This is a genomic window from Pseudomonas sp. MF09150, assembly GCF_059862355.1.
Map to the genome: position 1 here is coordinate 353,955 of NZ_JCBCUS010000008.1, position 15,474 is coordinate 369,428.

Consider the following 15,474-nt stretch of genomic DNA (forward strand, 5'->3'; position numbering starts at 1 on the left):
CGATCTAGCGAGCGACGCTCAGGCAAGGCAAACGTGGCTGAGAAAGCAGAGTTTAGGGCCCTAAATGAGCATTTCGAAGCTACTTTTGACGCGGCATGAGCTAAGCGCAGCAGACCGTGAACAGGCGCTAAGGCGCGTCCAGTGATGAGTGCCGGGTAAAATCAGCTCACCTGTGCGGTGATTTGCCCTGCACTTTCCCTATAGAATTCGACGTCCTCTTACAGCGAGTCATGAAATGGATGTTCACTCGGTTTTGACCTACACCCTGGTCGCGGCAATCTCCATCGCCAGCCCTGGCCCGGCCACCCTGGTGGCCTTGCACAACAGCGTGGCCTACGGCGCGAAATCGACCCTGTGGTCGTCGCTGGGCAATGTCAGCGGCCTGTTTTGCATGTCCGCGGCGGCGATGCTGGGCCTTGGGGCATTGATCGCCAGCTCCGAAATCATCTTCAACGCGGTGAAAATCGCCGGCGCCGGCTACCTGTTTTACCTGGGCGCCAAGCACCTGTTGAAGAAGGAACCGGTGCTTTCGGCCAGCAGCGACGGGAGCCCCGAGGGCCAGATGCCGCCGCGCTCGAAGCTGTTCAAGTCGGCGTTCCTGACCGCCGCCACCAACCCCAAGGCGACGATTTTCTTCACCGCGCTGTTCCCGCAATTCATCGATCAAAACGCAGCGCTGGTGCCGCAGTTTTTCATCCTGACCCTGATCTTCATGGCCTTGTCGCTGATCTCCCTCAGCATCTACGCGCTGCTGGCCTCGCGGGCCAAGGGCGTACTGACCCGGCCGGCGTTTTCCAAGTGGGTCAACCGCGTGGTGGGCTCCACGTTCATCTTCTTCGGCAGCGCCATCCTGACCATGCGCCGGCAAACGGCGTAATCCGTTCAAGGGCGGCCTGCCGTGCGCTCGTGGCGAGGGACCAAGCTCCTTCGCCACAGCTGAGCGAACATTGCCCCCTCCCAGACCGACCGTGTGTAGACCCCGCCCATGACTTTCTCCCTCGTCGCCAACGGCCACCTTATCCCTCCCACGCAACCCGACGCCGTCATTCCCTGGTGGAGTTTTACCAAGACCGTGCTCGCGGCGACCGCCCTGTCCCTGGTGCGTGACGGGTTGCTGACCCTCGACGAACCGCTGGCCGAAGGACCGTTCAGCCTGCGCCAATTGCTCCGCCACGAAGCCGGGTTGGCCGATTACAGCGAGCTGGCGGATTACCACGCCGCCGTGGCCCGGCATGACACGCCGTGGTCGGCCGAGGAGATGCTGCAACGCCTGGATGCCGGGCGCCTGCGCTATCCACCGGGCAGTGGCTGGCGGTACTCCAACGTCGGTTACCTGTGGCTCACCCGGGTGATCGAACGGGTCAGCGGCCTGGCGTTGCACCAGGCCCTGAGCCAGCGGGTACTGGCGCCCCTGAAGGTGTCGGATGTGCGCCTGGCCCGTACTCGCGCCGACCTGGCAACAGTAGCGATGGGCGACTGCCCGGACTACGACCCAGGCTGGGTGTATCACGGGCTGCTGGTCGGTCCCTTGGCGCAGGCGGCGCTGCTGCTGGAACGCCTGCTGAGCGGGGATCTGCTGCCCCCGGCGCTGTTGCAAGCGATGCAGACGCCACGCCTGCTCGGCGGGCCGATTGCCGGGCGCCCCTGGACCGCGCCGGGCTACGGCCTGGGTCTGATGTGCGGCGCGGTGGCCGGCGGCTTGAGCTTGAGCGGCCACACCGGCTCCGGTCCCGGCAGCGTGCTGGCGGTGTATCACGCGGTGCATGGCAGCCACAGCGCCAGTTGCGCGGTATGGCAGGCCGGGGGCGATCAGGGCGCAGTGGAGGCCGAAGTGGTCGCCCGTTTGCAGGCTGAGCTGGGGCTGATTTCAGGTTGATTCGGCAAACGCGCCAACACTCATCTGCTTGACAACAGAAATTCCAAACGTCTATTGTCTGACAACCTGACTACCAAGGTTGTCTTATGCTTGAGCTCCAGCGCCCCGACTCTCTCGTGATGCGTGTTGTCAGCGTTATCCGCGCCGAGATCGAATCCGGGAACCTCGCTCCCGAGTCGCGCCTGCCCACCGAACAGCAATTGGCCGAACAGCTGAGCGTCAGCCGTTCGGTGATTCGCGAGGCCATTGCCCAGCTCAAGGCCGACGGGGTATTGATCGCCCGTCGCGGCCTCGGTTCGTTCATTTCCCAGACCCCAGCCGGGACGGTGTTTCGCTTCCCGACCCAGAACACTCGCCGGCCACAGCTGACGCAGATGTTCGAGATGCGCCTGTGGATCGAAACCCAGGCCGCCTCGATTGCCGCCCAGCGCCGTGACGAGCAGGACCTGCAACGCATGCAGCAGGCCTTGCAGGAAATGCACGACAAACGCAGCGATTTCGAAGCCGCCGCCCTGGCCGACGTGGCCTTCCACCGCGCCATTGCCGAAGCCAGTAAAAACGAATACTTCGTGGCCTTTCATGACTTCCTCAGAAGCCAGTTGGCCACCGCACGCAAAACCGCCTGGGAAAACTCGGCGTCGCGCTTTGTCGGCGGTTCGGCCGATGCGACCCAGGAACACCAGGCCATGTACCAGGCCATCGCCGCTGGCGACCGACAAGCCGCAGCCGCCTGCGCCGATGCGCACTTGCGCGCCTCCGCCAAGCGCCTGCAACTTGAGTTGCCAGCCACCGACTGAGCCCATGAACCCCTGAATATTGAGCGCGTGCTGCGGCACGCCGACTTTTGCCAGATGCATTAGTCTGACAACCTGATAACTAGACCTGCTGATCCAAGGTAACCCCCACAATGATTTATGATTTTTGCATCATCGGCGGCGGCATCGTCGGCCTGGCCACCGCGATGGAACTGCTCAAGCGCCAGCCCGGCGCCTCCCTGGTGATCCTGGAAAAAGAAGGCACCCTGGCCAAACACCAGACCGGGCACAACAGCGGCGTGATCCATGCCGGCATCTACTACGCACCGGGCAGCCTCAAGGCCGACCTGTGCAAGCGCGGCGCCGAGGCCACCAAGCAGTTCTGCACCGAGCACGGGATCAAGTTCGAGGTCTGCGGCAAGCTGCTGGTGGCCTCCACGCCACTGGAGGTGGAGCGCATGCAGGCGCTGTACGCCCGCTCCCAACTCAATGGCATGAAGGTCGAACGCCTCGATGCCGATGAACTGCGCCAGCGCGAGCCGAATATCGTCGGCCTGGGCGGGTTGTTTCTCGACGCCACCGGCATCGTCGACTACCGCGAAGTCTGCCAGACCATGGCCCGGGTGATCCGTGCCGGCGGCGGGGAAATCTGTCTCGACCGCACCGTGACCGCCATCCAGGAAAGCCCCGACCACGTCAGTGTCAGCACCCATGACGGCACCTGGCAGGCGAAGAAACTGGTGGTCTGCGCCGGTTTGCAATCCGACCGCCTGGCGACAATGTCCGGGATCAGGATCGAGCACCAGATCATCCCGTTTCGCGGCGAATACTTCCGCCTGCCGGCGTCGAAAAACAACATCGTCAACCACCTGATCTACCCCATTCCCGACCCGGAGCTGCCGTTCCTCGGGGTGCACCTGACACGGATGATCGACGGCAGCGTCACGGTCGGGCCCAACGCGGTACTGGGCCTGGGCCGCGAGAACTACAAGAAGTTCTCGATCAACTGGCGCGATGTGGCGCAGTACGCGAGCTTCCCCGGGTTCTGGAAAACCATCTGGCAAAACCTCGGTTCCGGCAGCGTCGAGATGAAGAACTCGCTGTTCAAGTCCGGCTACCTGGAGCAATGCCGCAAGTATTGCCCGTCGCTGAACATCGACGACCTGCTGCCCTACGAAGCCGGTATCCGGGCCCAGGCGGTGATGCGTGACGGCAGCCTGGTGCATGATTTCCTGTTCGCCCAGACCTCGCGCATGCTCCATGTGTGCAATGCGCCCTCACCGGCCGCGACTTCGGCCATTCCCATCGGCGAGATGATTGCCGACCGCATGTTCCAGCACCCCTGATCCGCCCACGGCACTGCCCGAGTCACCACCCGGGCGGCCGCGTCGTGCTCGCACCACGGCTTCGGCCAGGTGCACGTACCCAGCCTGCGGGCCCGAACAGGGCCTGCGGAGCGCAATAAGTGTCCATTTGAAAATAAATATAATGATTCATGAGGAAGTCCGGAATGACCGCAGTTACCCCCCCAAGCCCTGCAGCGGAAACCCCGCAACAAACCAAAAAGCGCCTGCGCAAAGTCGCCGCTGCCACCATCTTCGGTTCGATGCTGGAGTGGTACGACTTTTACCTGTACGCGACCATGGCCGCGATCGTGTTTTCGAAAATCTTCTTCGATAACAGCGACCCGAAAACCGCGACCCTGATGGCTTTCTCGACCTTTGCCATCGGTTTTATCGCGCGCCCGTTCGGCGGCATCCTGTTCGGTTACCTGGGCGACAAGTTCGGCCGCAAGCAAGTGCTGGTGGTGACCTTCTGCATGATGGGCGTGTGCACCACGCTGATCGGCCTGATCCCCAGCTACGCCTCGATCGGCATCTGGGCCCCCATCGTGCTGGTAGCGGTGCGGATCATCCAGGGCCTGGGTGCCGGTGCCGAATTGTCCGGCGCGGCCGTGACTTCCTACGAACACGCCAGCGAAGGCAAGCGCGGCAGCCAGGGAGCCTGGCCGGCGCTGGGCCTGAATCTGGGCCTGCTGCTGTCGTCGCTGACCGTGTACTTGCTGACCATCAACGGCAACGAGTTCCTGCTGCAAGGCGGCTGGCGCATCCCGTTTATCTGCAGCATCGCCCTGGTCGGCGTCGGCCTGTGGGTGCGCAACAGCATCCCGGAAACCCCGGAATTCAACCAACTGAGCCAGGAGCCGGCAAAAGCCAAGGCGTCGCCGCTGAAGGCCCTGTTCAAAAACGACCTCAAAGGCCTGGCGGTGGTGTTCTTCGTCGCGGTTGGCTACAACGCCCTGAGCTACATCTTCAAGACCTTTTCCCTGGCCTACCTCACTCAGTTCAAGGGCGTGGACGTACACGTCACCTCGTTGTCGGTGACCATCGCCAGCCTGGTGGCCATCGTCGCCGTGCCGTTCTTCGGCTGGCTGTGCGACCGCTGGAGCAGTAAAACCGTGCTGATGCTCGGCGGGGTGTTCTCGCTGCTGTTCGCCTACCCGTTCCTGGCCCTGCTCAACACCGGTGAAAGCCTGATGATCTACATCGCCATCGGCGTCGGCACCGGGATCCTCGCGCCGATGATGTTCGCCCCCCAGGGTTCGTTCCTCAGCCGCCAGTTCCCGACCCAGACCCGCTCCTCGGGCTTCGGCACCGGCCGTGAAATCGGCACCGCCATCGCCGGCGGCCTGGCCCCGCTTGGCGCCCTGTCCCTGGTCTCGGCCTCGGCCACCCACTCCACCGACGGCGTGGTGATCATCCTCGGCATCGCCTCGCTGCTGGTGGTGGTGTTCGCCCTGCTCGACCAGGGGCGCAAGCACTCGACGTTCAAGAACTGAGGCCTGGCTCAGAGACTGATGAGGGTTGTGATGCGCCCCCATCAGTCTCTGCTGAACCTGCCTTCTGCAACAGCTAGCGGTCAGCTATTGGCCCTGAACCTCTGGGTCCCCATCCCTTCGTTGGCGCATATTGCTCGATTAATTTCCACAGCAGGCGCCCCATGGGCAGGCGATAGATATCACTGTGGGCACCACCGCCCGAGCCTGGAGAATTGAACTCCGTTATCCCGTCTGAGGCATTGATGTAAGCAACTTTTTTCACTGCCGGCTGGGTAGCAAACGGGTCGGTACACTCCTCCTGCCCGTTTTTGCAAATGGCGAACTTGCCGCAAGGAACCGCGGAAGTGTCGGAAGCTTTCATACAGTCGAAGATCCCCTTGTAATCCGGATTGGCACTATCACATGCCTTACGGTATGAACTCATGGCACCTGCGGGTGCGGTCCAGAGAATAAACGGCGAACCCGCCGCCTCATCATTGGACGATGCTGTCAGCACCAACTGGGTATTTTTCAACTTGGCATAGTCGCGGTAAGGCGCCCCTTCACTGCCCACCCCGGGCGCAAAGCGATTGATGCTGAAAGCCCCTTGAAGTCCCACGGCCAAGTCAACCGAACTGGTCACCATGGTCTGGTCTGGAAACTGACTTTCAAGAGGGGTCAAGACCGGTGCACTAAACACCGCACGGGTCATCGCCCGGGCACCAAAACTATGCCCAAGTGCAACCACCCGCGCCTGGCTACCGGAAGCCTTCAAACTGCGGGGAATGGTTTCATTGACAATCTTGTTAAGCCAGGACAGGCCTATTTCATCAGCATCATTGGCCTTGTTCGAGTAACTCAAAACGTTACCAAACGAGTTGGACCAATAAGAAGGCCATGTAATACCCACGACCAAAGGTCGGAAATTGCTACTGCGATTACTCAATGGCTGTATAGCGGCCGTTCTGTTGATCGGCTCCTCCTGTTGGCCTTTGACAGACTCCAGGGATGCAGCCATCAGGCTCCCGGTCAAATCATTAAAGTTGCGGATTGCCTCCTCCTGAGCGGTGTTCCAGCCCATGACAATAACCAGCACATGGGTATAACTGCCGGCCTTGAGGTCTTTGGTCAGATTTTCTTCCAATGAAACAAGTGCATATTTTCCGTAGTCATATAACTGATATGACTTGGCATCGACCTTATCCAGGTTGGTCGATATCTTGCAGGCGTGCCAATCACTGATTTTCGCCAAATCATAGTTCTGCTTAATCAGCGATACCGGTCTGGCGGCGTAGGCGTTATAAACAAAGCAATGGCTTTTTGAGTAATAAGGGGCGTCCCGAACTGAGTCATCTCCGACTATTGTATTTTTGATGATATGCGACACAAACATTGCCTTTGAATCACTGTTTTGAAAGCGCTCGATCTGATTGGCTGTTCGCCATGAACCGGCTTCTTCGGCATCGGTATAACTTCCACTTTTTACAAAGCTGACTTGTGGGTACGCCTTGGGACCACCAACGGTCGATTGCGGACTCTTTTCCAGGGCAACGACATAACCCGGATAGTGCAGCGCAGTACCAGATGGGAAATACAACATTGAGTGGAATTTTTTAGCGTTGGAACTGCCCAGATTCAAAGCTGATTCGTAAGGTTCCATAACCGAATCCGGAGTCGAACAGCCGAGTAGGCTCAAACAAAAAGCCAACGTGCTTGATCCCTTGAGTACCCGCATCGCGCGCTCCCTGGGCCGTTCATGGCCCTGCATATTGCTAGGTCGTACCTGCCAGCATTGCAAAAACAAGCGCAGACCAGACAGCTCCCGCGCCGACAATTTCACTATAGCCAGGAGATACCAAACTGCTATCACGCAAGGCTGCTTTCACCCTAAAAAACCGGCCCTTGCAGTAGTGCCTACGCTGTTAAGATCCCCCGCTTACTCAAGAGCCACAGGCCCACCCCCATGCCCTCTCGCCAACCGGACGGCGTCGATGCGGACGGTTTTATTCCGGCCGCTCCCAGCCAGCCTTTGCCTGCGCCTTTCCAGCCGTTGCTGGATGATCTGTGCCGCACCCTGACGGCCGAGGCCGGCGCCTTGCTCGATGGCATTTACCTGTATGGCAGCGTGGCCCGGGGCAGCGCCAAACCTGGCGTTTCGGACCTGGACGTGACCCTGGTCCTGCACCAGCCGCCGGATGCAGCAGCCCTCGCCACCCTTGAAGCCCTGCGCCTGGCTCTGGCCGCGCGGCACCCGGAGGTGGTGAAGATCGACTTCGATATCGGCAGCCGCCAGCAAGTGCTGGATCCGCAGCACCTGTACAGCTGGGGCTACTGGCTCAAGCACCACTGCCGCTGCCTATGGGGCACTGACCTGGCAGCACACTTCGCCCCGTTCAGGCCATCGCGCGCCATCGCCCTGGCACTCAATGGGGATTTCTACCCGGTGCTCAGCCGCTATGCCGATCAGATCGATCAGCCTGCGCAGCCGAGCGAGGTCAAACGCCTGCAACGCGAGGCCTCGCGCAAGCTGATCCGTGCGACCAACATCCTGCGCTCGGATCAGGCCCCTGGCTGGCCCCATACCCTGGAGGAGCACGTGGCGCAGTTCGTCCAGCGCTATCCGGCGCAACAGGCGCAGATCGAATTCTTCCTGCGTCATAGCCAGCAGCCCACGGCCTCGGCCGAGGAATTCACGGCGCGGCTACGGGATTTTTGCGAGTGGTGTCGGCAGGCATCCGGACAGTGATCCAGGGACGTTGAGGCGGATCTTGCACCAGCGAAGGAGGTCGCCATCACGACGCGTGCCGGCCACATATTCATCCATTCGAATAGGTGAATGTGTCGCCTTTGCTCATCTCCCCCGAGGCACCCTGACTGCTTCAAGCCTGTTCCAACCCCTGCCCCTTGGCGGCCTGGCGCTTAAAAACCGGAGCGCCCTGCCGTCCCTGACTCGCTCGCGCAGCTCGCGATCGGGCAATATCCCCAACGAGCTGATGGCCACCTATTACGGCAGCGGGCCGGTGCCGGGTTGCTGGCGGACCTGGATTGTGGAGTGCTGAGGGCCTGCATGCCCCTGGAACAACGCCATGACCCCGGTCGCCTGAATTTGAAATACCCGGCATTGCCCGCCACAATCGCGCCCCGATCTGGCCAACGCTGCCGGACGCTCGTGCTGAAAAGGGGTTGCCGTTGAACCAACAGACATTGTCCAAGCGCCTTGAGCGCGTGGCGGCGCATGTGCCCGCCGGAGCGCGCCTGGCCGATATCGGCTCGGATCACGGCTACCTGCCGGTGGCCTTGATGCGCCGTGGCGCGATCTCGGCGGCGGTGGCCGGCGAGGTGGCATTGACTCCCTTCCATGCTGCCGAACGTACGGTACGCGAGAACGATCTGACATCGCTCATCACTGTGCGCCTGGCCAACGGCCTGGCGGCGATCGAGGCGCGGGACGGGATCACCGCCATCAGCATCTGTGGCATGGGCGGCGAGACCATCCGCGACATCCTCGACTGCGGCAAGGCCCACCTCAACGGCCAGGAACGGCTGATCCTGCAACCCAACGGCGGCGAGCCGCCACTGCGCCAATGGCTGATGGACAATGGCTACTGCATCCTCGCTGAGGAGGTGCTGCAGGAAAACCGCTTCGACTACGAAATCATCGTCGCCGAGCGCGACAAGCCGGTGCGCTACAGCGCCCGGGAACTGTACTTCGGCCCGCTGCACATGCAGGCCCGCAGCCCGGCGTTCCTGCTCAAGTGGCAGCGCAGGTTGCGCCAGAAGCACAAGACCCTGGCCGACTTTGCCCGGGCGCAGCAGGCGGTGCCCGAGGAAAAGGTCCGGGACGTCGCCCGCCAGGCGCAGTGGATCACCGAACTGCTGGCGTGACATCTCTGGGGGTTGCGCGCAAGCGCGTCAGCAAGGTGAAGCCCTGCTCCATCTACACAGACTCGCTGTCGGCGGCCAGGTTTGCATCCTGATCGGCTTCAGCCGCCAGCTTCAGGCGGTCCGCCTTGCTGATGTATTTCGACTTGCTGGCAGGCGCCAATTTGGCACTGGCCTTTTTCGCGTGAGCTTTTAACAGCTGCTGGATTTTTTTACGACGATTCATAGGCTTCTACTCGGTCTTACAATTTTTGAATGAAATGGCCGCCCCGGCCTGGTCGCTCAAGCCGTGGGCACTGGCACCCAGTCAGCCGCTGGCGCCTGCCAGGGAAAATCCCCAGGCTCAAAGCGCTCACTCGTGTCCATCTGGATACTGCGCAGGCTCGCGGTCTGCTGATGTGAAGCGTAAAGCGACTGCGAAAAATAGCTGATCAACAGCGTACGGCGACGGGCACCGCTGATGTTCAGGCTGCCCGCATGCACCAGGTCGACGTCGAACAGCAGGACATCACCCGCGGAACCTGCAAGCTGCACCGAGCGGGACTCGTCATTGAAGTCAAAAGGCGGCGCTCCCGGCTCAGGCCGATGGCTGCCGGGGACAATCCGCGTTGCACCGTTGGCGGGCCCATAGTCGTCGAAATACACCAGGGCATTGGCAATGTCCCCTGGTCGTTGCGCCGACAGGTCGCGGTGCAGCAGCTGATGCCCGCCCCCTTTCAACGGCTCTCGCCCCTCCACCTGGGACAGGAAAAACCGCTCTCCAATCAACTCCCCCGCCACCGCCAGCATCGACGGCAGACGACACAGCGCCTGCACGCAGGCATCGGTGTCCAGCTGCGAATGGCGCCAGTCCCTGCCCCTGGGCACCGGCCATTGTTCCGAGGGCTTTACGCCCGCGTCGAACACGGCACGCAGCTGATCCAGCCACTGCGCCGGGATCGCTCGGCGAAGCAGCACATAACCTTCTCGGTGCAATTGCTCGCGGTCAGTCATCGCGTGCTCGACTCCCTTGCCGTAACCCGTCCTGCACAACGGCCCGGAGCACGGCAGGCGCCGCGGGCAATAGGCGCAGGATGATAAAGCAAAGGTTTTACCCGTGCACATAAGCACCGCGATTGATGGGGGTAATAACAACCGCCGGGGCGGCACGCAGAAAAGAGCCGCCCCGCTCACGGCCCTGGCTACTGGCAGTCGCTGATAAATGTTTGAATAGCGCCCCGACATTCAATGATCGACCAGAGGTCCTGCTATGGAGTGGCATGTATTTTCAGAAGCCCATGAACCCTTGACCGATGAGTTGGTTGACGGCATCGAAAAGGTCCTGCGCTTCACCCTGCCCCGCGACTACGTTGAATGCGTCAAGCGCTTTCACGGCGGGCAACCCAAGGACCGAACCCTGTCGATCAACGTCAACGGCGAGCCCTGGGGCATCGGCTTCGGCATGCTGCTGACCCTGGATCCGCTACAGAGCTCGGAAAACATCATCAACGCGCTGGTGGCATTGCGAACCCATCATCAGCTTCCCGAGCACTACCTGCCGATCGTGGTGGGCGGTGGTGGTGACTACCTGTGCCTTGATTATTCCGAGAACCCGCTGCTCCCCAAGGTGGTGTTCTATTTTCATGAACTGGGCCTGCCGGACGGCCTGTTTGAGGTGGCAGATTCATTCAGCAGCTTGCTGGGCATGCTGCAAGAGGAGCGCTGAAACCGAAGGTCACGCTGACGAAGAACTTGCCGCTTGAGGGAGGCTTGCTAGAGTCAAAAGCACTGCCCCCAAGCCTTTGGCGTTTTCAAGGATCGATCATGCCCCCCACTCTTCAGTTATTTGCGCCTGATGTATTCCCCTCTGCCCCTGCCGAGGTTCGCGCCTACACTGTCGCCGCCTTTCGAATTGCCCAGCGAAGTGATCAGCTCTCACTGATTGCCATGTCAAAACCCCTCTTGGAGTTTTTGCTGAAAAAGCGTGCGCTGGGCTACTGGATCCAGAAAAGCAGGCTGATCGAGGTGGATCTAGGCTATCGCCTCACTGACCAGGGGCTTGTCATTTGCCAATCGGCTTTGGCAGACCAACTCGCCACCCACAACACGACTGCGGACCGGGTGGCCTACTGGGAGAACGAGTTCCGCCGCAACAGCCAACTCCCGCGCGCGGAAACCTTTCGGATCTGAGGTGGTTGTTCCCCCGAGCGGACGGACCGCCCCGGTGCGCTTCCGCTCATGGCCAAACCCGCCTTATTGCTGCTGAAAAGCCACTTTCACCCCGAGCCCGACAAACAGCGTACCGATGATTTTGCCTTCCCAGCGACGCAGCCTTGAAAGGCCCTTGAGGCACTGGCTCAAGGGGCGAATGGCGATTGAAAGCAGGCTGGTATAAACCGCACTGAGCCCCGAAAAGATCAAGCCCAGCACCGCGAATTGACTCAGGGACGAACCCGATTCCGGGTGAATGAACTGCGGCAGGAATGCGAGGAAGAAAATCGCGGTTTTCGGGTTCAGGACCTCCGCGCCCACCGCCTGGAAAAAGGCCTGGCGCGAGGCCACATCCGCCAATGGCATGCTCCCAGTAGTGCTCGATCGAGCAAAAAAAGCACGCGCCCCCAGGTAGATCAGGTAACAGGCACCCGCCGTTTTCACCACATTGAACGCGAGCGCAGACGTCATCAGAATCGCCGACAGCCCCAGCGCAGCGCTCAGCGTATGGATCAGATCCCCCGTCGCGACGCCCAGCCCGGTGGCAATACCAACCTTGCGTCCGCCCTGCAAGGTGCGTGTGATCACCAACAGCACGGCGGGGCCGGGGATCAGGAAAAGACCGATAACGACGGCTACGTACGTCACGATAGAGGCCAGGTCAAACATCACGAGTCACCTAAAGGCAGGGCGGGACCACAGTTATCCTGAAGTGCAGTTCGAAAGCAAACGCTGTGTCCAGGTCAGAGGTGGGTCGGATGCGGTCATTGGTCAAAGGCCGTTAGCGGACAAAAGCGGTCATGCAGGTTTAAGGCTGTTGCGCGCCATCGTTCCAAAACAGAAGTTGCGGGGCGTGATTTTCCACCCGTCAAAAGGCAACCTCGCACCGTGCTTCAGCGGCTTGTACTCGTAGGGTCAGACCAGACTCGAAGCGCAGGACAAGATGATGATCTGGATGAATGGTATCGGTGAGGTAGCAGGTTTTTGTCTCTGCACCGGACTCCACCACGCCAATCGACTGAATAACTCGACTGTCGTCGCCCACCTGACTTTCATCTGCCCCACTCGCTGAAAAGTAGTCAACCTCATGGAAGCTGATGGTGATTTTCCGCGCTTCTTCCGTCGGCACCCAGGCTTCAGTTCGTCGAGTAAAGCCAAGTACAGCCAAACGATTCACGATGTCGTAATGGATGGCAGTGGCTTGGTAGAAGTTATGTAAATCGTACGCACGGCCGTGAATCTCGATCTCGATATGCCCGAACACGAAACCATGGAATTGCATGGATTAACCCTGATGATCTGCCGGTAGGCATGCATCGTACGGTATCACCGCAATGGTCGCCTCTGGCGGACAACAGCCGCTGCCGCCCGCCCCTGCTACCTCTCTGCGCTAAAACCCCTACTCCACCCCGTCTCCTTTAATCCCCTGCGCGAACTTGCTCATCAGCCGCACCAGATTCTCCACGTCCTGCTCCTCCCAGGTGGAGAAAATCGCCAGGCCGATCCGCTCCCGCGCCTCATCGACGCGGTCGGTCATGGCTTTGCCTTTGGCGGTGATGACGGACTCGCGCACGCGGCGGTCGGCGGCGCTGGCCTGGCGGTCGATCAGGCCCAGGCTTTCGAGCTTGGCGACCTGGCGGCTGACGGTGGTGTAGTCACGGCCTACGCGGTCGGCCAGTTCGACCACGCCAATCGGCCCCAGGCGCTCCACCAGCACCAGCAGCGGGAACAGCGCTCGGTCCAGGGAGATCCCGGCTTCGCGGACCATGGCCTCGTCGCGCTGGGGGCGGTTCATGACGCCGACGATTTCCACCAACGCGCCGTGAAGCTCGCGGAGCTGAGCACTAATATGTGTATTTTGCACTTTATTTGTTGACACGCTTTTGCCCTCGCTCAAATATGTGCATCTTGCACGCTTTGGAGCGGATTATGAAACAACCACTCGCTGTTCAGGTGTTGATTTGCGGCGCGGGCGCTGCCGGTTTGACGTTGGCGATTGATCTGGCGCGAAGGGGCATTTCCCTGCGCCTGATCGAAAAAGCCCCGCAGCCGTTCCATGGGTCACGCGGCAAGGGGTTGCAGCCCAGGACCCTGGAGGTCTTCGAGGATATCGGCATCCTCGAGCGGATTTGCGCCATCGCGGGCGCTTATCCGCCTGAGCGCCGCTATCACGACGATGGCCGCCATACCGATGCCGAGGTCATCCAGCACCAGGCCCCTACCCCTGCCGAACCCTATCAACAGCCGCTGATGTTGCCGCAATTCCTGACCGAACAGCTGCTGCGCGAGCGCCTGCTTGAACTGGGGCAGCAGCCGCAGTGGGGCTGCGAGTTGCTGGGTTTCGAGCAGGATGCCGACGGGGTCAGCGTGCGCCTGGCTGGCAAAAACGGTGAGGAGACCCTGCGCGTGGGTTGGCTGGTGGGCGCCGATGGCGGGCGCAGCCTGGTGCGCCATGAGCTGGGGATCGGCTTTCCGGGCAAGACCCTTGGCGTGCGCGCCGTGGTGGCCGATGTGCAGGTGTCGGGGCTGTCTCGCGACTACTGGCACCGTTTCGGCGATGGCGATATGACGCGGCAGATCTCGCTCTGCCCGCTGGCCGGGACCGATCAGTTGCAGATCCAGGGCCCGATCCCCCTGGAAGGCGAGATCGACCTCAGCGCCGACGGCCTGACGGCACTGGTGGCGCAGCGCACCGGGCGCGACGATATTCACGTGCACGCGGTGTCCTGGGCCTCGGCCTACACCATGCATGCGCGGCTGGCCGATCAGTACCGTGTGGGCCGGGTGTTTCTGGTGGGAGATGCGGCGCATATTCATCCGCCCACCGGTGGCCAGGGCCTGAATACCAGCGTGCAGGACGCCTACAACCTGGGCTGGAAACTGGCCGCGGTGATCCATGGCGCGCCGCAGTCGCTGCTGGATACTTATGAGGAAGAACGGCGCCCCATCGCCGCCTCGATGCTCGGCCTGGCGACCCACCTGCTGGAGGCCCAGAAGCGTGGCGATATACGGCGCGGCCGCGACGTGCAGCAGCTTGATATCGGTTACCCGCAGTCCACCCTCGCGCTGCAGCAGCCCAGTCGCACCCTGGGCGTGGCAGCCGGCGACCGCGCCCCCGATGCACCGATACGCAGCGCCTCCGGGCACCGCTCGCGGCTGTTCAACCTGTTCCAGGGCCCGCACTGGACCTTGCTTGGCCATGGCCTGGAGCGCAGCGCCGTGCGACCTCGGCCCGGGTTGCGTATCCACAGCGTCGGTCCGCGCGGCGACGTGCTGGACGATCAGGGGCACTGGCAACAGGCCTACGCCCCGGCCCTCGGCGACTGGCTACTGATACGTCCGGACGGCTACATCGGTGCAATCATCAACCACAACGCGGTCGAGGCCCTGGAAAACTACCTGCAGCAGGTCGGCCTCGGAGCGGCCACGGCCGGCAATGGCGAGGAGACCCAGGCCACAGACTGAGGACCGCGCAAGGCGATCCTGTGCTGCTAAAGGTCGAGCAGGCAGGAACGCAGGCCGCTGAATCGCTCCTAGCGCCTGATTTATTACATATGTATATTCGCATATACGTAAAAACGCATATTAGGTGACACACCCATGAACCTGCTGCCTCCCGCTGTCTTCAAGTGCCTCGGCGATGAAACCCGCTGCCGGATCATGCTGATGCTCTGCGCCCAGGGTGAGCTTTGTGTCTGTGAACTCATCTGGGCACTGGATGACAGCCAGCCGAAAGTCTCCCGCCATCTCGCGCAACTGCGTACATGCGGGCTGCTGGAAGACCGCCGTCAGGGCCAGTGGATTTACTACCGCCTGCACCCGCAGTTGCCGCAGTGGGTCAACGACGTGCTCAGCCTCACCCTCGAGGCCCATCGAGCCTGGGCCGACGGCGACAGCGAGCGCCTGGCGTCCATGCCCGGCCGCCCTGTGCGCGCAGCAACCTGTTGCTGACC

Annotated in this window: 17 protein-coding genes; 11 read left to right on the forward strand and 6 right to left on the reverse strand. The window is 61.4% G+C overall.

Features of this window, described 5'->3' with window-relative positions:
- The first annotated feature begins 235 nt into the window (after positions 1–235).
- The 5 genes from AC19YX_RS27655 (at position 236) to AC19YX_RS27675 (ending at position 5,470) form a co-directional block, all read left to right on the forward strand.
- Complete coding sequence (locus AC19YX_RS27655; protein ID WP_078473307.1) at positions 236–877, forward strand: LysE family translocator; 642 nt, start codon at positions 236–238, stop codon at positions 875–877.
- A 108-nt stretch (positions 878–985) separates the two neighbouring features.
- Positions 986–1,876 (forward strand): serine hydrolase domain-containing protein, encoded by an 891-nt coding sequence (locus AC19YX_RS27660; RefSeq protein ID WP_500607499.1) that lies wholly within the window; start codon positions 986–988, stop codon positions 1,874–1,876.
- 86 nt (positions 1,877–1,962) lie between these two features.
- The gene (locus AC19YX_RS27665) at positions 1,963–2,673 is read left to right on the forward strand and encodes a FadR/GntR family transcriptional regulator (protein WP_020296139.1); all 711 of its coding nucleotides are present in this window, start codon (positions 1,963–1,965) and stop codon (positions 2,671–2,673) included.
- A 110-nt stretch (positions 2,674–2,783) separates the two neighbouring features.
- On the forward strand, positions 2,784–3,977 hold the full coding sequence (gene lhgD / locus AC19YX_RS27670; protein ID WP_421549251.1) for an L-2-hydroxyglutarate dehydrogenase: 1,194 nt from the start codon (positions 2,784–2,786) through the stop codon (positions 3,975–3,977).
- 164 nt (positions 3,978–4,141) lie between these two features.
- Positions 4,142–5,470, forward strand: coding sequence for an MFS transporter (locus tag AC19YX_RS27675; RefSeq protein ID WP_020296141.1), 1,329 nt, complete (start codon positions 4,142–4,144; stop codon positions 5,468–5,470).
- A gap of 73 nt (positions 5,471–5,543) precedes the next feature.
- Here AC19YX_RS27675 and AC19YX_RS27680 read toward each other — a convergent pair whose 3' ends face one another.
- Positions 5,544–7,184, reverse strand: a complete 1,641-nt coding sequence (locus tag AC19YX_RS27680) for an alpha/beta hydrolase (RefSeq protein WP_500607500.1) — start codon at positions 7,182–7,184, stop codon at positions 5,544–5,546.
- Between the two features lie 228 nt (positions 7,185–7,412).
- On the opposite strand from AC19YX_RS27680, the gene AC19YX_RS27685 reads away from it, so the two are divergent.
- Positions 7,413–8,195, forward strand: coding sequence for a nucleotidyltransferase domain-containing protein (locus AC19YX_RS27685; protein ID WP_500607501.1), 783 nt, complete (start codon positions 7,413–7,415; stop codon positions 8,193–8,195).
- 443 nt (positions 8,196–8,638) lie between these two features.
- A complete protein-coding gene (locus AC19YX_RS27690; protein ID WP_500607502.1) occupies positions 8,639–9,334 on the forward strand; it encodes a tRNA (adenine(22)-N(1))-methyltransferase in 696 nt (231 codons plus the stop codon).
- Between the two features lie 52 nt (positions 9,335–9,386).
- Here the strand turns inward: AC19YX_RS27690 and AC19YX_RS27695 are convergent, their stop codons facing one another.
- The gene (locus AC19YX_RS27695; protein ID WP_078473313.1) at positions 9,387–9,557 is read right to left on the reverse strand and encodes a DUF2986 domain-containing protein; all 171 of its coding nucleotides are present in this window, start codon (positions 9,555–9,557) and stop codon (positions 9,387–9,389) included.
- A 56-nt stretch (positions 9,558–9,613) separates the two neighbouring features.
- Positions 9,614–10,324: a phytanoyl-CoA dioxygenase family protein gene (locus AC19YX_RS27700; RefSeq protein ID WP_078473314.1), complete on the reverse strand. Its 711-nt coding sequence runs from the start codon at positions 10,322–10,324 to the stop codon at positions 9,614–9,616.
- A gap of 256 nt (positions 10,325–10,580) precedes the next feature.
- Between AC19YX_RS27700 and AC19YX_RS27705 the strand changes: the two genes are divergently transcribed.
- Together AC19YX_RS27705 and AC19YX_RS27710 are read left to right on the forward strand one after the other, a co-directional pair.
- On the forward strand, positions 10,581–11,036 hold the full coding sequence (locus tag AC19YX_RS27705) for an SMI1/KNR4 family protein (protein WP_500607503.1): 456 nt from the start codon (positions 10,581–10,583) through the stop codon (positions 11,034–11,036).
- A 98-nt stretch (positions 11,037–11,134) separates the two neighbouring features.
- Positions 11,135–11,500, forward strand: a complete 366-nt coding sequence (locus AC19YX_RS27710; RefSeq protein WP_500607504.1) for a hypothetical protein — start codon at positions 11,135–11,137, stop codon at positions 11,498–11,500.
- A gap of 63 nt (positions 11,501–11,563) precedes the next feature.
- Here AC19YX_RS27710 and AC19YX_RS27715 read toward each other — a convergent pair whose 3' ends face one another.
- The 3 genes from AC19YX_RS27715 to AC19YX_RS27725 form a co-directional block, all read right to left on the reverse strand.
- Positions 11,564–12,190 carry a LysE family translocator gene (locus tag AC19YX_RS27715; RefSeq protein WP_201131710.1) on the reverse strand — a complete coding sequence of 209 codons (627 nt, stop codon included), beginning with the start codon at positions 12,188–12,190 and terminating at the stop codon, positions 11,564–11,566.
- Positions 12,191–12,389: 199 nt separating this feature from the next.
- On the reverse strand, positions 12,390–12,803 hold the full coding sequence (locus AC19YX_RS27720; RefSeq protein ID WP_500607505.1) for a hypothetical protein: 414 nt from the start codon (positions 12,801–12,803) through the stop codon (positions 12,390–12,392).
- A 117-nt stretch (positions 12,804–12,920) separates the two neighbouring features.
- Positions 12,921–13,316: a MarR family winged helix-turn-helix transcriptional regulator gene (locus tag AC19YX_RS27725; protein ID WP_201131712.1), complete on the reverse strand. Its 396-nt coding sequence runs from the start codon at positions 13,314–13,316 to the stop codon at positions 12,921–12,923.
- Between the two features lie 134 nt (positions 13,317–13,450).
- On the opposite strand from AC19YX_RS27725, the gene AC19YX_RS27730 reads away from it, so the two are divergent.
- Positions 13,451–14,986, forward strand: a complete 1,536-nt coding sequence (locus AC19YX_RS27730) for an FAD-dependent oxidoreductase (RefSeq protein ID WP_500607506.1) — start codon at positions 13,451–13,453, stop codon at positions 14,984–14,986.
- Positions 14,987–15,121: 135 nt separating this feature from the next.
- The gene (locus AC19YX_RS27735; RefSeq protein ID WP_078473320.1) at positions 15,122–15,472 is read left to right on the forward strand and encodes a metalloregulator ArsR/SmtB family transcription factor; all 351 of its coding nucleotides are present in this window, start codon (positions 15,122–15,124) and stop codon (positions 15,470–15,472) included.
- Positions 15,473–15,474 lie beyond the last annotated feature (2 nt).